Origin of the sequence: Chamaesiphon sp. VAR_48_metabat_135_sub (assembly GCF_031418915.1) — a bacterium.
Classification (GTDB): domain Bacteria; phylum Cyanobacteriota; class Cyanobacteriia; order Cyanobacteriales; family Chamaesiphonaceae; genus Chamaesiphon.
The window spans coordinates 1-20,777 of the sequence record NZ_JANOJV010000256.1; the positions used below are offsets into that span (position 1 = coordinate 1).

The 20,777-nt window shown below is 45.0% G+C and carries 20 protein-coding genes, 1 tRNA gene and 1 pseudogene; 12 read left to right on the forward strand and 10 right to left on the reverse strand.

Annotation, left to right across the window (positions count from 1 at the left end; translation table 11 throughout):
- Window positions 1-579, forward strand: a 579-nt coding sequence (locus tag RMO55_RS17820) for a sulfite exporter TauE/SafE family protein (protein WP_310428759.1), incomplete at its 5' end; no start/stop codon positions are given.
- A gap of 420 nt (window positions 580-999) precedes the next feature.
- On the opposite strand, the gene RMO55_RS17825 is transcribed toward RMO55_RS17820, so the two are convergent.
- Both RMO55_RS17825 and RMO55_RS17830 read right to left on the reverse strand, forming a co-directional pair.
- Window positions 1,000-1,716 (reverse strand): PEP-CTERM sorting domain-containing protein, encoded by a 717-nt coding sequence (locus RMO55_RS17825; protein WP_310428761.1) that lies wholly within the window; start codon window positions 1,714-1,716, stop codon window positions 1,000-1,002.
- 121 nt (window positions 1,717-1,837) lie between these two features.
- Window positions 1,838-3,583, reverse strand: coding sequence for an NFACT RNA binding domain-containing protein (locus RMO55_RS17830; protein WP_310428763.1), 1,746 nt, complete (start codon window positions 3,581-3,583; stop codon window positions 1,838-1,840).
- 183 nt (window positions 3,584-3,766) lie between these two features.
- Here RMO55_RS17830 and RMO55_RS17835 point away from each other — a divergent pair, with 183 nt between their 5' ends.
- A complete protein-coding gene (locus RMO55_RS17835) occupies window positions 3,767-3,994 on the forward strand; it encodes a DUF370 domain-containing protein (RefSeq protein ID WP_310428765.1) in 228 nt (75 codons plus the stop codon).
- An 83-nt stretch (window positions 3,995-4,077) separates the two neighbouring features.
- On the opposite strand, the gene ndk is transcribed toward RMO55_RS17835, so the two are convergent.
- The 7 genes and pseudogenes from ndk to gshA all read right to left on the reverse strand — a co-directional run bounded on the left by ndk (window position 4,078) and on the right by gshA (window position 11,416).
- Window positions 4,078-4,527: a nucleoside-diphosphate kinase gene (gene ndk, locus RMO55_RS17840; RefSeq protein WP_310428767.1), complete on the reverse strand. Its 450-nt coding sequence runs from the start codon at window positions 4,525-4,527 to the stop codon at window positions 4,078-4,080.
- A 255-nt stretch (window positions 4,528-4,782) separates the two neighbouring features.
- The gene (locus RMO55_RS17845) at window positions 4,783-6,150 is read right to left on the reverse strand and encodes a hypothetical protein (protein WP_310428769.1); all 1,368 of its coding nucleotides are present in this window, start codon (window positions 6,148-6,150) and stop codon (window positions 4,783-4,785) included.
- 357 nt (window positions 6,151-6,507) lie between these two features.
- Window positions 6,508-7,536, reverse strand: a complete 1,029-nt coding sequence (locus tag RMO55_RS17850; protein ID WP_310428771.1) for a WD40 repeat domain-containing protein — start codon at window positions 7,534-7,536, stop codon at window positions 6,508-6,510.
- Between the two features lie 116 nt (window positions 7,537-7,652).
- Window positions 7,653-7,725: transfer RNA gene (locus tag RMO55_RS17855), tRNA-Met, on the reverse strand.
- 143 nt (window positions 7,726-7,868) lie between these two features.
- Window positions 7,869-8,246, reverse strand: a pseudogene (locus RMO55_RS22345) (M23 family metallopeptidase); the annotation flags it as partial.
- 1,312 nt (window positions 8,247-9,558) lie between these two features.
- Window positions 9,559-10,017 (reverse strand): tRNA (cytidine(34)-2'-O)-methyltransferase, encoded by a 459-nt coding sequence (locus tag RMO55_RS17865; RefSeq protein ID WP_310428775.1) that lies wholly within the window; start codon window positions 10,015-10,017, stop codon window positions 9,559-9,561.
- A 262-nt stretch (window positions 10,018-10,279) separates the two neighbouring features.
- On the reverse strand, window positions 10,280-11,416 hold the full coding sequence (gshA, locus tag RMO55_RS17870; RefSeq protein WP_310428777.1) for a glutamate--cysteine ligase: 1,137 nt from the start codon (window positions 11,414-11,416) through the stop codon (window positions 10,280-10,282).
- Between the two features lie 285 nt (window positions 11,417-11,701).
- Here gshA and RMO55_RS17875 point away from each other — a divergent pair, with 285 nt between their 5' ends.
- The 6 genes from RMO55_RS17875 (at window position 11,702) to prfC (ending at window position 18,484) form a co-directional block, all read left to right on the forward strand.
- A complete protein-coding gene (locus RMO55_RS17875; RefSeq protein ID WP_310428779.1) occupies window positions 11,702-12,553 on the forward strand; it encodes a Tab2/Atab2 family RNA-binding protein in 852 nt (283 codons plus the stop codon).
- A 160-nt stretch (window positions 12,554-12,713) separates the two neighbouring features.
- Window positions 12,714-14,000 (forward strand): TldD/PmbA family protein, encoded by a 1,287-nt coding sequence (locus RMO55_RS17880; protein ID WP_310428886.1) that lies wholly within the window; start codon window positions 12,714-12,716, stop codon window positions 13,998-14,000.
- 267 nt (window positions 14,001-14,267) lie between these two features.
- Window positions 14,268-14,720, forward strand: coding sequence for a transcriptional repressor (locus tag RMO55_RS17885; RefSeq protein ID WP_310428887.1), 453 nt, complete (start codon window positions 14,268-14,270; stop codon window positions 14,718-14,720).
- A gap of 85 nt (window positions 14,721-14,805) precedes the next feature.
- Complete coding sequence (locus RMO55_RS17890; RefSeq protein ID WP_310428780.1) at window positions 14,806-15,657, forward strand: M15 family metallopeptidase; 852 nt, start codon at window positions 14,806-14,808, stop codon at window positions 15,655-15,657.
- Window positions 15,658-15,906: 249 nt separating this feature from the next.
- Window positions 15,907-16,521: a transcriptional repressor LexA gene (gene lexA, locus RMO55_RS17895; RefSeq protein ID WP_310428782.1), complete on the forward strand. Its 615-nt coding sequence runs from the start codon at window positions 15,907-15,909 to the stop codon at window positions 16,519-16,521.
- 334 nt (window positions 16,522-16,855) lie between these two features.
- Window positions 16,856-18,484, forward strand: coding sequence for a peptide chain release factor 3 (prfC, locus tag RMO55_RS17900; protein WP_396134388.1), 1,629 nt, complete (start codon window positions 16,856-16,858; stop codon window positions 18,482-18,484).
- 198 nt (window positions 18,485-18,682) lie between these two features.
- Here prfC and RMO55_RS17905 read toward each other — a convergent pair whose 3' ends face one another.
- Window positions 18,683-19,561, reverse strand: coding sequence for a leucine-rich repeat domain-containing protein (locus RMO55_RS17905; RefSeq protein WP_310428786.1), 879 nt, complete (start codon window positions 19,559-19,561; stop codon window positions 18,683-18,685).
- Between the two features lie 132 nt (window positions 19,562-19,693).
- Between RMO55_RS17905 and RMO55_RS17910 the strand changes: the two genes are divergently transcribed.
- The 4 genes from RMO55_RS17910 (at window position 19,694) to RMO55_RS17925 (ending at window position 20,763) form a co-directional block, all read left to right on the forward strand.
- A complete protein-coding gene (locus tag RMO55_RS17910) occupies window positions 19,694-19,921 on the forward strand; it encodes an addiction module protein (RefSeq protein WP_310428788.1) in 228 nt (75 codons plus the stop codon).
- Window positions 19,921-20,115, forward strand: coding sequence for a hypothetical protein (locus RMO55_RS17915; protein ID WP_310428791.1), 195 nt, complete (start codon window positions 19,921-19,923; stop codon window positions 20,113-20,115). Before RMO55_RS17910 ends, RMO55_RS17915 begins: the two co-directional genes overlap by 1 nt.
- Before the next feature lie 79 nt (window positions 20,116-20,194).
- A complete protein-coding gene (locus RMO55_RS17920) occupies window positions 20,195-20,434 on the forward strand; it encodes an AbrB/MazE/SpoVT family DNA-binding domain-containing protein (RefSeq protein ID WP_310428793.1) in 240 nt (79 codons plus the stop codon).
- Window positions 20,428-20,763 carry a type II toxin-antitoxin system PemK/MazF family toxin gene (locus RMO55_RS17925; protein ID WP_310428795.1) on the forward strand — a complete coding sequence of 112 codons (336 nt, stop codon included), beginning with the start codon at window positions 20,428-20,430 and terminating at the stop codon, window positions 20,761-20,763. Before RMO55_RS17920 ends, RMO55_RS17925 begins: the two co-directional genes overlap by 7 nt.
- Window positions 20,764-20,777 lie beyond the last annotated feature (14 nt).

Here is a 20,777-nt window from a genome sequence, read left to right on the forward strand (position 1 = left end):
ATTGTGTCAGCGATCGCGACGCTGAAATTTTATCGATCGGGCTGCTTTAATTTATCTCTATTCTGGCAATTTGCCCTTGGTTCGATTCCCTGCGCCTTTTTAGGCGGATCGATTGTCGTTCCCAGTCAGATCTATAAACCGATCGTCGGAATAGTATTGCTTTATGCTGCGGCTAGATTAGGTTTAATTAGCGGCAGTTCTCCGCCTCAGCAACCGCGTTCTTTTCCCATTTGGCTTGCCATTGGGTTAGGGATGGGAATTGGTCTATTGTCAGGGCTGACAGGTGTGGGTGGGGGAATTTTTCTGAGTCCCCTGCTGTTGCTGATGGGGTGGGCGACGATGAAACAGGCTGCGGGGGTTTCGGCGGCGTTTATATTAGTAAACTCGATCGCTGGATTACTCGGTTATCTAACCAAGTTTCCCACTTTACCATCGAGTCTATGGTTATGGTCGATCGTTGTCACTGCAGGTGGTTGGATTGGTGCCGAATATGGCAGTAAGCGGATTGGGAGTCAGCGACTACAGTATTTGTTAGCAATAGTTTTGGCAATCGCTGGGGTAAAATCGATCGCATTCTAAATATTAACGAACCCTTTGCGTCAGAAAGCAGTTACTAGTGGATAGTGGATCGTTTTTAGTAAATAAAAGTAAGTTTTGAGGCTATTTTATCAGTTGTCATATACTGGTGTAAGGTCTAAGTTCATCCCAGTTGCTACTGATAGTTTGTACAGCAGCTTGAGCGCAACTCTGCCACAAAGTAAATTTTGAAATCGATACCCATTAGTGGTTATGAATTTTTAGCTGTAGTGCGTTAGATCTAAATTTGCTGTAAATGAAATCCCCACAACACACCTGATTCGGTGATACTGTGGGGATTTCCATTTCTCTAGTACTAGGCGGCGCAAGTTACGGGACTAATCCCGAATCCCAACAATAGAATAGCAGCTTTATTTACGCTACTTAGTACTAGCTAAAACGATCTCAAATGAGTTATTAAATCTAAGTAATATCTGCGTTAGCTTGTTGACTTTTTGCTAGTTTCCGCTTGAGAGCGACACCATATCCAGCACCGAAGATCGTTCCCAAAACTGTAAGTGGTTCGGGAACATCAGTAACATTAGCAGGAAGCTGCGCGCGATTTATTGCGGTGCCTACATAAAGATTATCAAAATTTTCCCAAGTTGTTGTTGGACCACTGATGGTCAGGGATGTAATAATAGAGCCATCAGTAGTGAATCCACCAAAAGGTACGGGAGCAGAAGTTGGTGAGTTGAGATTGATAAAAGAACCATCATCGAGAGTCAATTTGATGATACCAGTAGTAAGATTGTCATCAGTATCGTTAAGGAAGAAATTACCGCCGATAGCAGTAACATTCCCACTGGTGAAAGAAATTGTGAGATTATCGTTAGGATTTTGGGTACCCACAAAAGGACTCCCAGTGTTTCCAATTCCACTGCCAACCCATAGTCTATTGGGAGCCGAAACTGTGTAAGCGAAACCACTCTGCGAAAATGCCTTTGGACTATTGAGTTCGCGGAGAGGTAGCGAATCAAATGTTTCGAGATAAGTGGTGGAAGTATTATTTAGAAACGTTGTTGAATTGGTGTAGGTTGTAGTTACCGCACTTGCAGATAGAGGAAATACGATCGCCAAAAGAGAGAGAGAGGCAACGCTGCAAGCAACTTTGGTAATGTTTTGCAAAAGATGGGACATCGGTGTTTAATTATAAATGAATTTTGACGATCGATATTTTGAGAGCGATCGGCGAGTAACCTACCCACCTGCTTACATGTTATCAAGCTCTCAAGCTTTCGTTCTCCGCTATTTATAGCAATTATCGATCGACATTTAAAGTCTGTGGATGTCCCCAGATAATCTGTTCATGCTTGTAGATTACCATGCCTGGTTTTGCACCTTTAGGTTTGTAGACATGTTTAGTCGCAGTGTACACGACGGGAACGGCTTGGCTTTGTCTGGCGCGACTATAGTAGGCGACAGCATTGGCGGTAAATTGTAAATCTGCTTCCTCGGCTACCGAGCCAGGGGTAATCCTTAATAAGCCATGACTTCCGGCGATTTCTTGGGCATGAAACCAGAGATCGTATTCTGTTGCTGTTTTAAAAGTGAGTAAATCGTTTTGACGATTATTTCGGCCGATTAATAGTTCAAATCCGCTGGGAGTTTTCAGGGAACGAGGTTTAGTTTCTGCTAGTTCGGCTTTAGCTAATCTATCGGCGGTAGGGAAGTAGCCAGTATCGATTAATTCTTTCTTAATTTCTAACAGAGTTTGCAGCATTTCTCGGACATCATTGGTGCCATCTTCTTGGAGCTGGATGACACTTTCTTCGACTTGCTCTAAATAGTCGATCTCGGCTTGAACGGCTGCAAGTAGTGGGTCTACGGCGAGTTTAGCGCGTTTTAATTTCTGGTGACGTTTGTAGAGAAACTGCGCATTTTGGATCGCATTCTTTTCTGGTTCGAGTTTGATTTTAACTGGTTCGCCTGTCTCAAAATCATTGAGAATAATTTGCTTCATCCCTGGTTGCCATTCCTGAAGATATGACATCAATAAATCAGCATTGGTGCGATATTCGTCTGCACCTGTAGATTCTTGGAGCTTGGCTTTGAATGTATTAGCTTTAACTCGTAATTTCGCTAGGATTGTGCCTAATTTCTGAGTGAGTTGATGTTTGAGTTGGGTAAATGCTTCTCGATCGAGGATCTGACTATAATAAGTCTCGATCGCACTATTGACACTAGCGACTGGAGTGCCTGAATCGGTCCATCCCATGACGCTAAAGCCGTTATTCGTCAGATGAGGATTAAAGCTATATCCATCGACTTGAGTAAGGGTTCTGAGCCAGATTTGCCAGTATTCAAATAAATTTTCCCAATCTGCGGGAGCTAATGTATCGGTAGTTTGAATCGGATCTAACCCAGCGGCGGTAATTAGCTCATTCATCAAGATCGTACTCAAACCGCGATAACTTCGCACAAGTCGCTGATTGAGCTTATCGGGAATCAGACTAACACGATCGATCCACCGCTCGATCGATTCCTCCAGATTCGGCATCGGATCTGTTAATGATGGCGGTACCTCGTAAGGTCTACCAGTTTCGATCGTTCTGACGCTAGACTGTTTATTACTAACCTGGTGCGCTGTGGTGATAATTAAATTATCGGCATCCGTGAGCGTGAGATTGCTATATTTACCGATCGGTTCTACATATAAATAATACAGTGCTTCCGCCCCAGGTCTGGTCGCAAACGTCAGCTTTACCAACCGCTCCCACGGAGATACCATCTCCATCCCCACCATCGCCAATCCGCCCAAAACAGAGCGCAATTGTTGACTGAGCGTAAATGTATCGGGAATCCGTGGTGGGGGGTCTGTGAGGACAATTCTCGCAGCTTGAGGATGCCAGGAGATGGCAATCCAGCCCCGTTTGTTGAGAGTTCTTAGGCTCAGGGCCAGGGTATATCGATCGCGTTGATATACTGATTCTACTCGTGCAGGTACCCAATCTGGTTGTAACTCCCGTACTGCTGCTGTTAATGTCGTGAAGTCAACCTGTTGCATAATCTGGGGGATAGGGGCTAGGGGTAGGGGCTAGGGGACAGTTAATTACAAGCTTTACCCCGAACTTGCTATTGGCGTAGCATTTGGATTAGCACCAAAGATGGAAAATTTAATTTAGATACAGTTGCTTAACCTATCTCCTACTTTACTATCCCCTATTCCCTATCCCCTATCCCCTAACTCATGGTTAATGTTGGTTTTGGAAATATTGTCTCGACACAGCGGATTGTGGCGATCGTCAGTCCTGATTCGGCACCGATTAAACGTAATATTAGTGAAGCGAGAGAACGCGGACAATTAATCGACGGAACTTATGGTAGGCGAACTCGTGCGGTATTAATTATGGATTCTGGACATGTGATTTTATCAGCAATTCAACCAGAAACGATCGCGAGTCGCATTCAAGGTTAGGCTTTAGGCTTTAGGCTTTAGGATACTTGCATCCTTCTAATTCCCCAAAACCTAACACCTAACACCTAATACCTAATACCTAATTATTCAGCCAACCAAGGCGAAACTGTAGGTGTCCAATTAACTAATTCTTCTTCTTTAAACCATAACGCAATCTCACTCTGAGCGGTTTCAACCGCATCAGAACCATGAATCAGATTACGTCCGATATTTATACCCAAATCGCCGCGAATCGTCCCTGGAGGGGATACGAGGGGGTTAGTTGCGCCAATCGCCAATCGGGATGCAGCGACGACTCCATCACCTTGCCAGACCATTGCGACTACTGGCCCAGACGTAATAAAATCAACTAAACCGCTAAAGAAAGGTCTTTCTTTGTGAACTGCATAATGTTGCTCGGCTAGTGCGCGGCTGGGGTGCAATAATTTTAAGGCGACGAGGGTAAAACCTTTAGTTTCTAACCGACGAATGATTTCGCCAACTAAGCCACGTTGAACGCCGTCGGGTTTGATTGCGAGAAATGTCCGTTCCACCGTGAACTCCTGAAAATATAGATAGACTTGCCAACGATCGATTATAGTTCTATTCGCGATCTTTTAGGAAGGGTTTAGGCTTTAGGCTCTAGGTCTGAGGTATTTAGACAGACAATCTTTGACAATTTTACCTAAATTCGATCGAATGTTAGTTTTCAACAAATTTAGATTTCAACAAAAAAGCCCTAATCGTTTTAGAACGGTTAGGGCTTTTTTGGATTACCGATTGGAATCGACCCAATTATCGGTTTGCTACTAGTTGAAGTCAGCTAGAGATCTAGCTGGTAAACCCACAGTAGTCGAAGTAGCTAGCCTATTTGTTGGTAACAAACCGAAAAATTTCGTTACTGTTGGTAACGATTGAGAGCCTAAAATCAAACCACCGAGGTTGTTACTCCGAGTAACTGCAGTCCAAGGCTGTTTGACCGCAGGTGTTAACTGCCGATCGTTCATTAGTGCTACGCTATTAGTCTTCCGCCCGACAACTTTGGTTGTTACGCTCTTCTGTTGTCCGAGACCGACTCCGAGTAAATTAACAGCAGGTTTCACCGCCAAGATCTTCTCGCCAGGAATATCAAATTTCGGGACGCTCGTGTAAGCTTGGGCGGTAGCTAACTGGAGGCTAGCCATCGTCACTGGCGTAGGTGTTGCCTTGGTGGGTGAAATAAACTGTTTTAAAGCCAGCAGGGAGGGTTTATTCGCGATTGTTGTCGCCTTAGCAATTGGTGCGACGGCAACCATTGGTTGACTGTTGAGGTTATTGCCTAACAACCGTTGTAGTCCAGATGGAATGGCAGCAATCGGATCGAGGGAATGAGGTGCCTCTGTTTTGAGACCGATCTGCTTGGGTGCGACAGTTTGAGGTCGTCTTGCGGGAATCACCGCAATCGGATTTATCGCATGTGGCGCACTATTTTTTGCAGTACTAGCAACTACTGGCGCACTTTGGAGCTTGCCCATCAATTCTGGACGCACGACGGGAAAAGGATCGACTGCGGTTTTTGCCGTCATCATTGCTGACAAAGGTGTTGGTGCGCCGATCTCTGGAGCTGCTGACATTGGTTGTGCCATCGGCTTGACATTGGGTAAAACCCGATCCGATAGCTTAACATCAGTATTGCCAATAAACAACCCTGGTACTGGCAGAGGAGTTTGGGGACTGATGGCTTGGGCTAATGCTGTCGCAACAGAATGTTTTACAGGCTGCGGTTTAGTTGCCTTGGAGAGCTTCTTGAACTTCGCTGCTGGTGCGGCTAGGTTAGCTAGTACCTTGCGGTTGCTTTGATGCGGTTTGGTGGCAGAAATAGTTGGCTTAATACCAGCCAACGGAATTTTGGTAGCAGAAATCGCTGGCTTAATACCACTTGTCATCATTGTGTTGATGGCTAGTTGGCGTACTGCTAGATCTGGAGTGACAGGTATTCCACTCAATAATTCGGGAGAAAGTGTCGTGCCTGTAGATTTCGCGCTACTCCAGGTGGAGGGCTGCGTTGGTATTTTATTGCTGTTGCTAATTGCTACTGGCTTGGGTGCCGCGTAGGAATAGATTGGGTTGGATAACACTAACGCTGTTCCAAACACACCAAGACGAGGTTGCAACCAGGTAAGCCAAATTTTTAACATCTTTGAATTAACTCTATATTTAATAGAAATTTTTAGTGACTGTAATTACTAACTCAATTGAATTCTTGCAAGTTGTCAACTGGACGTTTACTCGATCCTTGTCCGAGGAGGTACTGGTTACTTCCAAGTAAAGATTGGAGTTAATTTGCACCTACGTTCTTTCAGTCAATCGGCATAGAGAACAACGTTAGTCGCTGAATTACTGACTCACACATTACCTAAATTTTCTCAGTTTCAATCACTACCCATTTGAGTCGCTTTAAACTACCGATCCTGAATGTAACGTGATGCGAGTCTAGAGTAATACTATACTAACACCAGTATTATATCATGTCTTTTTTACAGGCTCATCAGTATTTATGCTGATATTTGCCACAAGCCAATTTCCCCAGACTGACTCCCTGTACCTAAATACGCACGATCGGGATGCCATGCCAAGGCCGTAAATCTACTGAGGAGCGAGTTGCTGATGACTCGATCGCTTTCTCCTTGTGCCGACCACAGACAGGTGTAACCATCAGCAGATCCAGATCCAAAAATGGGCGCGTGAGGGTGGGCGGCAAGTACCTCAACTGAGTCTTGATGACCTTCTAAAAGTTGACCGTTCCAGCTAGTTTCATCTGGAGTTAAGTTCCACAGGACGATCGTGTTGCCACTGGCTACAGCCAGACAGGGTGTTGTGGTGCCAGCGATCCAAGCAAGTTGCCGAATTTTGCCAGGACAACCTTTCAATGTCCATGAATCAGTAGGATTGTGCCAATCGACGATCGTGAGGGTGCGATCGAGATTACCTGCGGCTAGATACCGACCACCCTCAGCCCACGCCACCTTGAGGCTGGCTGTGTCTACATCAATGGTGTGAGTTGGTGCCATCCGATCGCGAGGTGCCCAAATCTGTACGCCCTTGTATCCAGCTACCGCGAGGTATACTCCCGCCGGATGCCATGCCAGATCGAAGATCGAAGATTTTTCAAATTTCCAGGCGAGCATCGACTCGGACTTCAGTATATCCCAAATTTCTAGTTGCGAACCATAGCCGATCGCCAGACACGATTCGGTTGGATGCCAAACTAGATGTTCGATCCACTTATTAAAGTTAATTTTAGCAACTAATTGGGGTGGGCGATCGATTTCGTCACAATTCCAAATTAATAATTCACCAGCTTGTCCGCCAGCAGCCAGCCACCGACTATCCGCACTAAAGGCAATCCTCTCGATCGATCGGTCATCGGCTGCGTGCAATTCGACTGAATCCATCAGCCCAGCATTCCAGATGATTTCTCCAGCCGCAGAGCTTGCCGCCCAACCACGACCATTTGGCGAACAGACTAATCCGGTCACGAGATCGCTTAATTGACCTTGCCACTCTAACTGTAATTCCGACATGTCAATGCACTCGATCCAAGTTTTGTGCTCGCGGAAATCTAAAGAAATTACCAGTAGTAGTCCCTAATCTGAAAGTTTCAAGTTAGGATGACTGCTACTGGTAATTTGGTGATGTATGGCTCAAGTCAGACTTGAACTGACGACCAAGGGCTTATGAGTCCCCTACTCTACCGACTGAGCTATTGAGCCGAGCTATTTAACGTATACCATCATAGCATGAAAAATGTGTTTTTACCACCAGGTCGATCGAATATTTTCGATCGGGAGTAGTGTAGACCTGGAATGCCAGCGATAGAGACTGAAGATCGCGCTGCGGTACTCAGTGCCCAAACCTAGCTGTTGGCAGGAAGATGAGCGATCGGATTGACGGCATTGCCACCAGTAGGGCGGATCTCAAAATGCAAGTGAGAGCCAGTACTATGTCCGGTGCTACCCATCTCAGCAACTTGCTGACCCTGACGGACAGTTTGACCGACACTAACGGATAACCGACTATTGTGGCCGTAACGGGTGATCGTACCGTCGTTGTGTCTGACTTCGACTAAGTTGCCATAGCCACCAGAATTCCAACCAGCAGCGATGACCGTACCATCAGCAGCGGCGTTAATTGGCGTACCGATCGGACCAGCAATGTCGATACCTTTGTGCATTCTACCCCACCGACGGCCGAATTTGGAGGTGAGTTTACCTGCTGCTGGCCAAGAAAAGCCGATGGTTGTTTCACCAGTTTGGGTGGGAAAATTATCGTTGGAGTTGTCGATATAACCTTCAGATCCCGTGGCGTATGGCTGTGCTGTAGCAACAGGCTTAAAAGTTTTAGTTTTTGGTGCGGCTACCTCGATCGGTACGACGACTTCACCAGTAAATTGTAAATTGTTGGAGTCAGTCCGATTGGCAACTGACTGCGGATAAGAACGGGGTGTGACAGCTTGGGCGATCGGTCCTGAAGGTTTTCGCTCGTGCTGTGCTTGCATGTCTGAGACATCACTACGGAGCTGTTCTATGTATCGATCTTTGCTCGTAGATTGATGTGCTGATGACTCGACGATCGAACGAGATGTAGATCCAGTAGAGTTTATAGCTGATTCGGCGGCTGTAACAGGATTGAGGTAGTTAGCAGGGAAACTAGACATGCCCATCAAGACTGTCAATCCGAGCATTAGTACAGAAGTACGATTTTGGCCATTGCCGATCGATCTAGTAATCTTTGCCAAACTCGATTGTCTATCTGTAATTGTTACTGACGATTGACTCGTCAACATCTCTGACTGGGGATTCGGGGAATGAACTAATTTAACCTTCTGTGTAGTTTCAGGCTTCAACAAAAATAACCTCCTAAATTTGAGTACAACGGTAATCAGCACAGATGAGTTTGTCTGAGATAACTCCCTGCTGACTGACATCTCACTCCGATCTCACCATCAAAAAATATCAACCAGGGCAACGATTTAGTCTGAGCTAAATTCCTACGTTTGCACTTTTATAGATCCATTTTAGATCTATAAAAGCAACGAACTGTCCCATGTTATCTGCGATCCCGATCGCTAATGTCACTTTAAGTGAAGATGCAATAATTTGCAAGTTTTTTTATGGTCGATTGGTATTTTTATCCGATCTTTGCGGTTGTCAAAATTGACGCAAAACACTGGCTATACAGGCTTTGAAGCTCATTTAACTGGTGAGAGGATAACTGATTTTGTCGATCGAGATAACCATAAACACGACCTTAAACGACGAATTACTCGATCGACAACCGTATATTTGCGTAGGAATATTTTGACAATCGACTTTGTGTATCAAAAAACACAAAATCCTTGAAATGCAGTGCTTTCGATGCTAATTATCTTTTGGATTTTTGATGAATTGAATAAGCAATTACTAACTTAATTCCCATAAATCTAAAAAATCAATGATATAAATTTCTTATCTAAAATTGGTAATTGTCTCTTTACTATTTACTGACAAGCACAAATTAGTGACCTCGATCTAGAGCCTGTATAGGGTATAGATCGATGTTTATTGCTATTCCAGATCTAATTGACGACGGGCCTCAAATAGCCCCACAGCGGCACTCACCGAGAGATTCAGGCTTCTAACACCGGATTCGTTCATGGGAATATATACCGTGGCATCGCACTGTTCTAAAATCTGGGCGGGTAGTCCATTCGTTTCGCTCCCAAATAATAACCAGTCATCAGCTTCAAACTGAAATTTAAAATGGCTGCAAGTACCCCGAACGCTAAATCCCACCCAACGTCCAGGCTGTTGGAGTCGAAATTCGATAAATGCCTCGATCGAATCGTGAATTTTGAGATCAACATAAGGCCAGTAGTCTAGTCCAGCCCGTTTGAGATACCGATCTGTAATTTCAAAGCCTAATGGTCTGACTAAGTGTAATTTGGTGCGAGTAGCGGCGCAAGTCCGCGCGATATTTCCGGTATTGGGCGGAATTTGCGGATTGACTAAAACTAACTGGGGCATAATTTCAAAATCGGCTGTCAGGAAATCGAGATTTAGTCAATTGGATGGCAAAAAGGTAGCTTAAACAGAGATTGGAGCTGGATTAGACCGATTTTGTTAACATTCTGCAATCTTTCGTAATATATAGATTTTCTTTATATTTGCAATTCTGGCTCGATCGATTGGAATTTTAAATGAAAGAGGGGTGTTGGGGTGTTGGGGTGTTTCTTACTCCGTTACTCCGTTACTCCGTTACTCCGTTACTCCCCTACCCCCTTTACCCTTAACCGACAGATTGACAGATATAACGATCTAATTCTATTTCTTGCTGTTCGACTTGGGCGATGGCTTGGACGATGACAGCGCGAGCATCGGGATCTCGATCGTACATTTTCAGCCATTGTTGAGCCGTATTGCCTTCGCGGAGAATTTTCTTCACGGGGGATAGGAAGCAAGCAAAGCCGCGTTGTTTGGCAAAATCATGTACCTCATCATAAAGTTCCCCAATCCAATCATGAGCGGTAATCGATCGACCATCCTGCCAATGTTGTAAAGTAGCATCGAGACTAGATTTAGCGACCAACATTTCATTGGCATCGGCAAGTTCGACTAATTCGTCGGCGGATAAACTACTCATCACCAACGGGTCGAGATTTGGATCGGCGATCAGTTGCCATAATCTCGCTTCAATCAGGCTGGTAACAGCGAGCAAAGCGATCGGATCGATGATTAGATCGCAAATCCTCAATTCAAGCCGATTGAGATTGTAGGGGCGGCGATCGCCGTTAGGACGCACTGACGACCAGAGGTGACGCACATTTTGCATCGTCTTTTGCTCTAACTGTTCGTTTACCCATTTGATATGATGCGCGTGACTCTCAAATAACGGGACATATTGGGGTGTCTTGGGAAATAGTCCCCAGCGAGTAGAGTGGTAGCCAGTTGGTGCGCCATTCAGGAATGGAGATGCAGCACTTAAAGCCAGATAGAGAGGGGCTTCAACTCTGACTAGCCGACACGCACGCATCAGTAATTCTGGATCGCTGATACCAATATTGATATGCACGCTAGCCGTGACAACATTGGTACCGTAAGTCTGTTCGATATATGTGTGGTATGGATTATTGGGATCGGAGCGATAAAATGTGTCCGTACCACCCAAGGATAAAGTACTACCAGGAATCAAAGTATAGTCGCCAAGCTGCTGAATATAAGCCCGTAATTGGCGGCGCGGGCGAACTAACGCGCAAAGCAACCGCTCGTATGAATTGAATGGTGCGGTGGTATATTCGACATTGCGACTATCCGGCTCAGTGATAAACCCCTCCAAATTCGCCACAATTCGATCGGACAAACCAACAATCTCTCCTTGGGGTGTACCAGTGTAGACTTCAATTTCAAATCCTTTGGAAAGTAGCATGGGGATAGGGGTTAGGTATTAGGTTTTAGGTATTAGGCTTTAGAACTGGGAGTTAGGAATTGGTAATGATATTTATAGATAATCATAGCGGTTTTGCCCGATCGATCTTCGATCGAGAGTTCTATCTCCGTCCGTTTGGAGCAACTATGGTGTAGTAAACTCCCCTAAAACCTAAAACCTAAAACCCAAAGCCTAAAACCTAACCCCTATTCCCTAATGTGCTGCGATCGCCGATAATTGGGGACTAATCGTAAAAATCACAAAGCAAGTAGCACGACATAAATAATGGGAGTGATTTGGGAGATCGACTTTTACTCACGCCCCCTGGTTGATGAGCGACAGAAAAAAGTTTGGGAATTGTTGGTGTGTGAAAGTCCATCGACTACCCAGCAATCGAGCAGCGAACTATTTCGCTATGCACAATATTGTCCGAGCGATAAAGTCAATTCGGTCTGGTTGGGCGAAGCCTTACAAGCCGCCATGTTAGAAGCAAAACAATCGCCCCAGCGGATTCGCTTCTTCCGGCGACAGATGAATAACATGATTACCAAAGCCTGCGCAGATATTGGGATTCCCTCTGCGGCTAGTCGGAGATCGATCTCTCTCAGGCAATGGTTAGATGAGCGGATGGAACAATTCTATCCCAGTCAGCCAAACTATCAAGCTGTCAATAGCGCGTCCGTTCAGATGTTCTCAGATCCGCCACAACCACTCCCTGAAGCCCTGATCGGCGAAAAGTGGTCATTTGTGAATTTAGCCGCCAGTCAGTTTGCTGATATGAACGATTGGAAAATTGGATTTGGGGAAGCATTCCCACTGGAAATGGTCGGAATCACCCCAGAAATGCAGATTCCTGGCTTAATTCTCTACTCGCCACGTTCGGTACCAATGGCAGCATGGATGTCAGGATTGGAAATTGTCGCACTACGATATCAACCTGCACCAAAGTCTACATTACTATTAGAGACAGGGGCAAGCGAAAGCTGGATTTTAGCCCGTCTAGATGGCACCACCCAACAAGAAGCCGCTCGGTTTGAAGCCAGCAAACAACAAGCTAAAGGAGTCCACTTCATCGCCATCCAAGCCAATCCCGACAGCGAAGAATTTGCCGGATTTTGGCTACTTTACGAAAGTTGAAAGTTGTGAATGGTGAATGGTGAATGGTGAATTTGGACGCTTGCGTCCTTATTACACCTCAACACCTCAACACCTCAACACCTCAACACCTCAACACCTCAACACCTCAACACCTCAACACCTCAACACCTCAACACCTCAACACCCCCCACACCCTGAAATGGATATCGCCGAACAACTATTAGATCTAGCTAGCAAGGCGGGTGCAGAAGCAGCAGAAGTTTATCAAGCTAAATCCTTAGCCCGTCCGGTTTTCTTTGAAGCAAATCGACTCAAACAGTTGGAATCAGCTCAGAGCGAAGGAATTGCCCTGCGGTTGTGGAAAGATGGTCGGCCAGGATTAGCAGTTGCTTACGGTGCAGTCGATCCCAAGATATTAGTTGCCAAAAGCATCGAACTGTCTCAACTCAACGATCGAGAAACGCCCGAACTAAATGAAGCCAATCGCAATATTTATCCCGATTTAGGTCATACAATTCCGATGGAAGAATTGTTGAAAATGGGAAAAATCGCGATCGAATTAGTGCGAGCCGATTACCCTGATGTTATTTGTAGCAGTCAATGGGATTGCGATATCGAAACCACCCGACTAGTAAATAGTCGAGGACTAGATTGTAGCTATACCGATACCACCTTGAGCGGCTACCTCGCTGTCGAATGGATTCGGGGTGATGATTTTTTGAGCGTGGGCGATGGTCAAACTCAACGGGGCGATTTAGATCCTGCTAGAATTGCCCAAAGTGTGATGAAAAGATTGGAATGGGCAAAAACTAATGTCAATCCACCCACAGGTAAAGTACCAGTACTATTCACTGCCAAAGCAGCAGATATGTTGTGGGAAACCGTTCAAGCGGCAATGAATGGTAAACGAGCGATCGAGGGAGCTTCGCCGTGGAGTGACAGATTGGGCAAAAAAGTGCTTTCCCCCCTGCTCACGCTTACTCAAGAGCCAGATTGGGGGCCATTTAGCTGTCCCTTCGATGATGAAGGTTCGCCAACACGTTCTCTGACACTAATTCAGGACGGTAAACTAAAATTATTTTATGCCGATCGGACGATCGGTTATCAGTTGGGTTCTGGCTCTACCGGAAACGGCTTTCGATCTGGTTTGGGTAGTTATCCCACGCCTGAATTAGTCAATCTAACGATCGCGCCTGGTACGATGAGCTTTCCCGAACTAGTCAAACATCTCGATTCAGGAATTATTATCGACCAAATTCTTGGCAGTGGGGCTGGAATGTCTGGTGATTTTTCGATCAATGTCGAGTTGGGATATCGCGTCCGTAATGGTGAAATTGTCGGAAGAATCAAGGATACGATGGTGAGTGGCAATGTCTATACCGCACTAAAACAAGTTGTCGCCCTCGGTGCCGATATCGATTGGAATGGTCCTTGTTACACACCATCTCTGATTGTCGAAGGATTATCCGTGACAGGGAGAGGGTAGGCTTTAGGCTTTAAGCTTTAGGCTTTAGGCTTTAAGCTTTAGGCTTTAGGCTTTAAGCTTTAGGCTTTAGGCTTTAGTAGGGAAGCAAGTATCTCTTTCATTCCCTAACACCTAACACCTAACACCTAACACCTAACACCTAACACCTAACACCTAACACCTAACACCTAAATTTAAAAGAGAGTTATTCTCAATAAGCCTTCCTTGTTGCAAATAGATCCCTAGTCAGATATGATAGTAACTGACGATAAAACTGGGGTAATGAGTATGTCATTCTATACAGCAGACTCCCTCAAAGCTGAACTACACGAGCGGGGATGGCGACTCACGCCCCAACGAGAAATCATTCTCGACATTTTTCAGAATCTAGCATCAGGCAAACACCTAAGTGCGGAAGATCTTTACGAGCTACTCAAGAGTGAGGGACATGACATCAGTCTGTCCACTATCTATCGCACAGTAAAACTCATGGCGCGGATGGGAATTTTGCGTGAGTTGGAGCTAGCAGAAGATCACAAGCATTATGAAATTAATCAGCCACATCACCACCACCACCACCTGATCTGCGTGCGGTGCAATCAAACGATCGAATTCAAAAATGAATCTGTCTTAAAAATTGGCGACAAAACTTCTAAAAAAGAAGGTTATCATCTCCTCGATTGTCAGTTGACAATTCATGCGATCTGTCCTACTTGTCAGCGATCAATTTTACCCGTGTAACAGCAATTATCATTTCGGCATAGTCAAGACTAGAGCTACAAACTCCCACAATCTTTTTCGCCCCGATCGTCAACTATATGTCAAAATGCAATATAGTCGCACCAGGGAGCAGCAGTTGAGTAACTCAGATCGGTCTAGACCAGCACATAAATCGGCTCCTCTAGGTAAAGCCGAAGATATTCCAGCAGCTTTGCGGGATGGCAATAAGATTAGATCGAATAGTCTCCAGAGCATGAATGCATCCAAGCAACTACCATTGGGACCGATCGCCATCGGGTTTGGGCTGCTATTGGCTGGTGGAGCTGCTTTTACGTTTACAACAACCTCCCACGAGCCACCTGCAACATCCAACTCAATGACTAGTTCAGGTAGTATTAACCAGCCAGGTAGTCCCACAACGGATAATAGCCAGCCTATTAATACAGATAACGTCTTAAATCATCTCCCCTATACCGAAGCTCCCGATGCCGAATTAGTCTCGATTGGTGGCGGTTATCGCTTGCGCAAAACTGCTGCGGCAAAGTTTCAATCGATGATCGCTGCGGCTCGATCGAGTGGTGTCAATATTACGACAATTTCGGCATTCCGATCGGTCGAAGATCAAAAACGGCTCTTTTTTGGCGTAGGAGCCGAACGCGGACAACAGCCGACTAAACGCGCCGAAGTCAGCGCACCGCCAAAGTATAGCGAACATCATACTGGTTACGCGATCGATCTTGGTGACAGCTCGGTTCCAGCTACTAATTTAAACCAAAATTTTGAAACTACACCTGCCTATAAATGGCTCAAAATTAACGCCGCAAAGTACAGTTTCGAGCTATCTTTTCCCAAAGACAACATTCAGAAAGTGAGCTACGAACCTTGGCACTGGCGGTTTGTCGGTGATATTAATAGCTTGGAAACCTTTTATAAAGCCCACAATTTAAAGGATAAATAGGCGTTGCTGATTTGCGGCTCGCGCTCCTCGGCTTTGCCGAGGGTTTAGCGAGACAAGACAAAGGTATGATTTCCCATTTTTGTGCTCCCCGCTCCCCGCTCTTCTCTCTAGCTTTTCATACATCACTCAATCCATCAATGCCAAATAATTATTAACGATCGACTAGACTTAAATAGTACGAGAGATCTATAGTAGTTATATATTGAATTTTGAGACGATTCGGCAAAGCCGACGTTACACGAACGAACAATGGAATTAACTAAAGCTCAACAACAACTCTACGACTGGCTGGTAGAGTATATTCGCGAACATCAACACGCACCATCGATTCGCCAGATGATGCAAGCAATGGAACTCAAATCTCCCGCACCGATTCAAAGTCGATTGGAACATCTGCGGAATAAGGGTTTTATCGAGTGGTCCGAAGGGAAAGCACGGACGATTAAAATTCTCAAATATGCAGCGAGTGGCGTGCCAATTTTTGGGACGATTGCAGCGGGGGGACTAGTCGAACCTTTTACCGACGTGACCGACAGATTGGATTTAGCCCCGCTTTTTCACCAGTCCGATTATTTCGCGCTGAAAGTGATGGGAGATAGCATGATCGAAGATTCGATCGTCGAAGGCGATATGGCTATCATGCAGCCTATTAAAGACTCCGCTGACGTGAAAAATGGCACGATCGTCGCCGCACGAGTTGAAGGTCAAGGTACCACCCTCAAACGCTATCATCGTCAGGGGGAAAATATTACACTCCAGCCTGCAAATGCTAAGTATAAACCGATCGAAGCTGAAGCCCATCTAGTTCAACTTCAAGGTATTTTAGTTGGCGTTTGGCGGGGTTATCAGTCGATGAAACGATAAACTCACATCTTTCACCAGCGACGCGCCATCCGCAGGGTGTCCCGAGGGTTTAGCCTCTCAATACAGTACAAAAATATAGTAATTAAGGTAGATCTGAGGGTACCCATTAAGCGGCGTTTTTATATCTCCTGGGGGAGAGGCTCCGCCAACGGGGGTTCCCTCCGATCGTCCTTTACCCACAACTAATCTACCCTGGTGCATACTGGGCAATTGTTTTTGACAAAAGTGCAATCTCTGCCTGTGCAAAGTATAGCCCTAAGTCAGTCAATGATTAAAACCGGATATAATCAAATACTGGCAGCCCGTTAGCGTAACCTTACCCATGTCGACCGAAATCTCCACCCACCTTCAAACCGAACTCGAAATTGCTGTCGAACATCGGCGTAATTTCGCGATCATTTCGCACCCTGATGCGGGTAAAACTACCCTGACAGAGAAACTCCTGCTGTACGGGGGCGCGATTCATGAAGCGGGTGCGGTGAAAGCGAGACGGGATCAGCGTAAGGCGACTTCTGACTGGATGGAGATGGAGAAACAGCGGGGAATTTCGATTACCTCGACGGTGTTGCAGTTTGAGTATCAGGGGTTTCAGGTAAATCTGCTAGATACGCCTGGACACCAAGATTTTAGTGAGGATACATATCGGACACTGGCGGCGGCGGATAATGCGGTGATGCTGATTGATGCCGCCAAGGGTTTGGAGCCGCAGACACGCAAGTTATTTGAAGTGTGTAAAATGCGGGAGTTGCCGATTTTCACCTTTGTGAATAAACTCGATCGACCTGGCCGCGAACCATTAGAATTGTTAGATGAGATCGAGCAGGAATTAGGCTTGCAAACCTATGCGGTCAATTGGCCGATTGGCACCGGAGATCGCTTTAAAGGCGTGTTCGATCGCCATCAGCGCAAAGTTCATCTATTCGAGCGAACGGCGCATGGTAAGAAGGAAGCGACCGATACGGTGATGGATCTGCACGATCCGCGTCTGAAAGAGATCTTAGACAAAGAATTATTCGAGCAACTCCACAGCGATTTGGAACTCCTGGATGGGGTGGCTTCGGATTTAGATTTAGAGTTGATTCATGCTGGTTACATGACTCCGGTATTCTTCGGAAGTGCGATGACCAATTTTGGGGTAGAGCTATTTTTACATTATTTCTTAGAATACGCGCTCAAGCCAGGAAATCGTAATTCTAACATTGGATCGATCGAGCCAAGTTATCCAGAGTTCTCCGGTTTTGTATTCAAATTACAAGCTAATATGGACCCCAAACATCGCGATCGAGTCGCATTTATTCGGGTCTGTACTGGTAAATTTGAAAAGGATATGACCGTCAGCCACGCGCGTACAGGGAAGACTGTCAGACTATCGCGTACGCAGAAACTATTCGCCCAAGATCGGGAATCGATCGAAGAAGCATATCCAGGCGACGTAATTGGTCTAAATAATCCTGGTGTATTCGCGATCGGCGATACAATTTACACAGGCATGAAGAAGCTCGAATATGAAGGAATTCCCTGCTTTTCACCCGAATTATTTTCTTTTCTCCGCAATCCCAACCCATCGAAATTTAAACAGTTTCAAAAAGGGGTAAAGGAGCTGCAAGAAGAAGGAGCAGTTCAGATTATGTACTCTGCTGATGAATCCAAACGTGACCCAATTTTAGCAGCAGTGGGACAACTGCAATTTGAAGTTGTGCAGTTTCGGATGAAGAATGAATATGGTGTCGAAACAACCTTAGAACCACTCGGTTATTCGGTGGCGCGATGGGTGTTGAATGGTTGGGATGCGCTGGATAAAGTGGGGCGGTTATTTAATACTGTGACAATCAAAGATAACTGGAATCGTCCGGTGTTATTGTTCAAGAATGAATGGAATGTTAATCAGTTATTAGAAGATCATCCTAGCTTGAAATTGAGTTCGATCGCACCGATTACGATCGGGACTTCATCTGTGAGTTAGGTTGAATTTGGGCGGGGATAATTGGTTTTCTCCGTTTGAGAACGCCCTCAAATGAATTTGGGGCTAAGAGCGAAAGTCCATTGAAATGGACTGATTGCGATCCGACAGTTCTCTTCAGAGAACTTTTGCTGTTAGCCCGAACTTCTAGTTCAGGGTGGTACTGGGGTGGAGCAAAAAATTACCTATCGGGTCAATTATTCATGATATCTTCCAATTTTTTAATATATCCAAGTGTTTTAATGACTCAGGTGTAACTTCTATCTGATTGTTGTAAAGATTCAGACGTTTGAGGTTTGTAAGTTTACTAATTGACTCAGGAATGAGCTTAATCTGATTATTGCTGAGACTAAGTTCTTGGAGACTAGTGAGTTTACTAACGGATTCAGGAATAACCTCAATCTGATTATAATGAAGAGAGAGCTTTTTCAGATTAGTAAGTTGGCTAATCGACTCAGGAATAACCTCAATCTGATTATGACCGAGATTGAGTTCTTGGAGATTAGTGAGTTTACCAATCGACTCAGGAATAACTTTAATCTGATTACAATAGAGATCTAGTTTTTCTAAATTAACCATCTGACCAGTCGACTTAGGGATAACTAACGGATTTTGATCGTCGTCATTAACACCAAGATTTAAGTGCTTAAGGTTAATGAGTCTTGTAACTGACTCAGGAAATATCTCTATACAATTTGCACTCAGATCGAATACTTGAAGATTGATAAGTCTCTCGATTGACTCAGGAATAATTGTTATGTCGTTACAACTGATATCTAGTGTTTGAAGGTTAGATAATTGCTCGATCGATCTTGGGAATTGGGTTAGTAAATTACAGTATAGTGACAGTGATTCTAGATTCTTCAGGCTTCCTATTTCTACTGGTAAATCAGTGAGTTTATTGCCTAATGGTTCAGTTGATATTCTCTCATCGTATTTCCCCAAGACCAATCGCTTTAAATTTACTAAACTCCCAATCTCTGGCGGCAAAACTTCTAGATCTAATCCAGCCAGATCTAGCTCTTTCCACCTCCAAAATCGCGCTCGTGCGATTAAATCCAGTAATTCCCGCTCAGTCACGATCTCATGCCACTATCACAATAACTCTAGCGTACCCAAGTTGATGGTAATGTTGTTGCTAATCTCGATCGATCGTTAGTCTAGCCGCTCAATCGAGTTAAAATAGTAACACCACAATAAAAGCAAGTTTTTATGTTGTCGATCGAACAACTTACCCAAGCAGTCCTCTCCTTGCCTAGTGCCTCAAGATCTAAACTAGCAGAAGAATTGGTGCAGAGCTTAGAATTTGATGTAGATCCAGCTATTCAAACAACTTGGCTCAATATAGCCCAGCAACGTCGCGATGAGATTCGTAGCGGCTCAGTCCAAGCAATCGATGGACAAAAGGCTTTAGATCGAGTCAGACAGCTTTTAGAATAATGAAATATATCTTTCATCCAGCCGCTCTCATCGAATATTCAGAGGCGGATCAAGTTGGCATGACTAGACAAGGTTTACAAAAAGCTTTGTCTGATGAAGGCAACCCCCGCTTTGGCAATATCACATCGATAGTTCAGGCGATGGGATATCGCTTAGTACCGCAAAAGCTGCCCCAATCGCAACCCTCACTATAAGTCGTACCCAACTTGATGCCAATGTTGTTGCTAATCTCGATTAATGATATACTTTGTGTATCTTAACTCGATCGATAGCATGAAAGCTCAAATTGGTCGCTGGGGAAATTCTTTGGCGATCCGAATTCCTAAATACATCGCAGATGAATTGGCTCTGGGGGTCAATGACGAAGTTGATTGTCGGTTGGAAAAGGGTCAACTGATTGTCGAGCCAGTGCAGAAAATGCCTAAATACACCCTGGCTGAACTCCTCAGCCAAGAACTAGAGCCAGAGCCAGAGCTTGATTGGGGTAAACCTAGTGGAGCAGAGGAATGGTAGATTATATTCCAGCGCGTGGCGATTTTATTTGGCTAAATTTTGACCCGCAATCTGGACACGAACAGATGGGTAAACGTCCAGCACTAGTCGTCAGCCACACTGAATTTAACCAGCAGCGGGGGTTTATTTTGGTTTGTCCGATTAGCAATACCAAGCGCAAAAATCCGTTCTACATCAATATTCCAGATGGAGAAGCTGTCACTGGTGTCTTGATGGCTGACCAATTGAGATCGTTAGATTATCAATCTAGAGGAGCCGAACTAATTGCTATTTGTTCTAAAGAGTTATTAATGGAAGTTCTGGGTAGAATTTACCCAATTATGTTTTGAATCTGGCGATCGAA

Coding starts and splice junctions, on each gene's coding strand:
- RMO55_RS17825 (WP_310428761.1), bottom strand. CDS start 1,716: ATGTCCCATCTTTTGCAAAACATTACCAAAGTTGCTTGCAGCGTTGCC.
- RMO55_RS17830 (WP_310428763.1), bottom strand. CDS start 3,583: ATGCAACAGGTTGACTTCACGACATTAACAGCAGCAGTACGGGAGTTA.
- RMO55_RS17835 (WP_310428765.1), top strand. CDS start 3,767: ATGGTTAATGTTGGTTTTGGAAATATTGTCTCGACACAGCGGATTGTG.
- RMO55_RS17845 (WP_310428769.1), bottom strand. CDS start 6,150: ATGTTAAAAATTTGGCTTACCTGGTTGCAACCTCGTCTTGGTGTGTTT.
- RMO55_RS17850 (WP_310428771.1), bottom strand. CDS start 7,536: ATGTCGGAATTACAGTTAGAGTGGCAAGGTCAATTAAGCGATCTCGTG.
- RMO55_RS17865 (WP_310428775.1), bottom strand. CDS start 10,017: ATGCCCCAGTTAGTTTTAGTCAATCCGCAAATTCCGCCCAATACCGGA.
- gshA (WP_310428777.1), bottom strand. CDS start 11,416: ATGCTACTTTCCAAAGGATTTGAAATTGAAGTCTACACTGGTACACCC.
- RMO55_RS17875 (WP_310428779.1), top strand. CDS start 11,702: ATGGGAGTGATTTGGGAGATCGACTTTTACTCACGCCCCCTGGTTGAT.
- RMO55_RS17880 (WP_310428886.1), top strand. CDS start 12,714: ATGGATATCGCCGAACAACTATTAGATCTAGCTAGCAAGGCGGGTGCA.
- RMO55_RS17885 (WP_310428887.1), top strand. CDS start 14,268: ATGTCATTCTATACAGCAGACTCCCTCAAAGCTGAACTACACGAGCGG.
- RMO55_RS17890 (WP_310428780.1), top strand. CDS start 14,806: ATGCAATATAGTCGCACCAGGGAGCAGCAGTTGAGTAACTCAGATCGG.
- lexA (WP_310428782.1), top strand. CDS start 15,907: ATGGAATTAACTAAAGCTCAACAACAACTCTACGACTGGCTGGTAGAG.
- RMO55_RS17910 (WP_310428788.1), top strand. CDS start 19,694: ATGTTGTCGATCGAACAACTTACCCAAGCAGTCCTCTCCTTGCCTAGT.
- RMO55_RS17915 (WP_310428791.1), top strand. CDS start 19,921: ATGAAATATATCTTTCATCCAGCCGCTCTCATCGAATATTCAGAGGCG.
- RMO55_RS17920 (WP_310428793.1), top strand. CDS start 20,195: ATGAAAGCTCAAATTGGTCGCTGGGGAAATTCTTTGGCGATCCGAATT.
- RMO55_RS17925 (WP_310428795.1), top strand. CDS start 20,428: ATGGTAGATTATATTCCAGCGCGTGGCGATTTTATTTGGCTAAATTTT.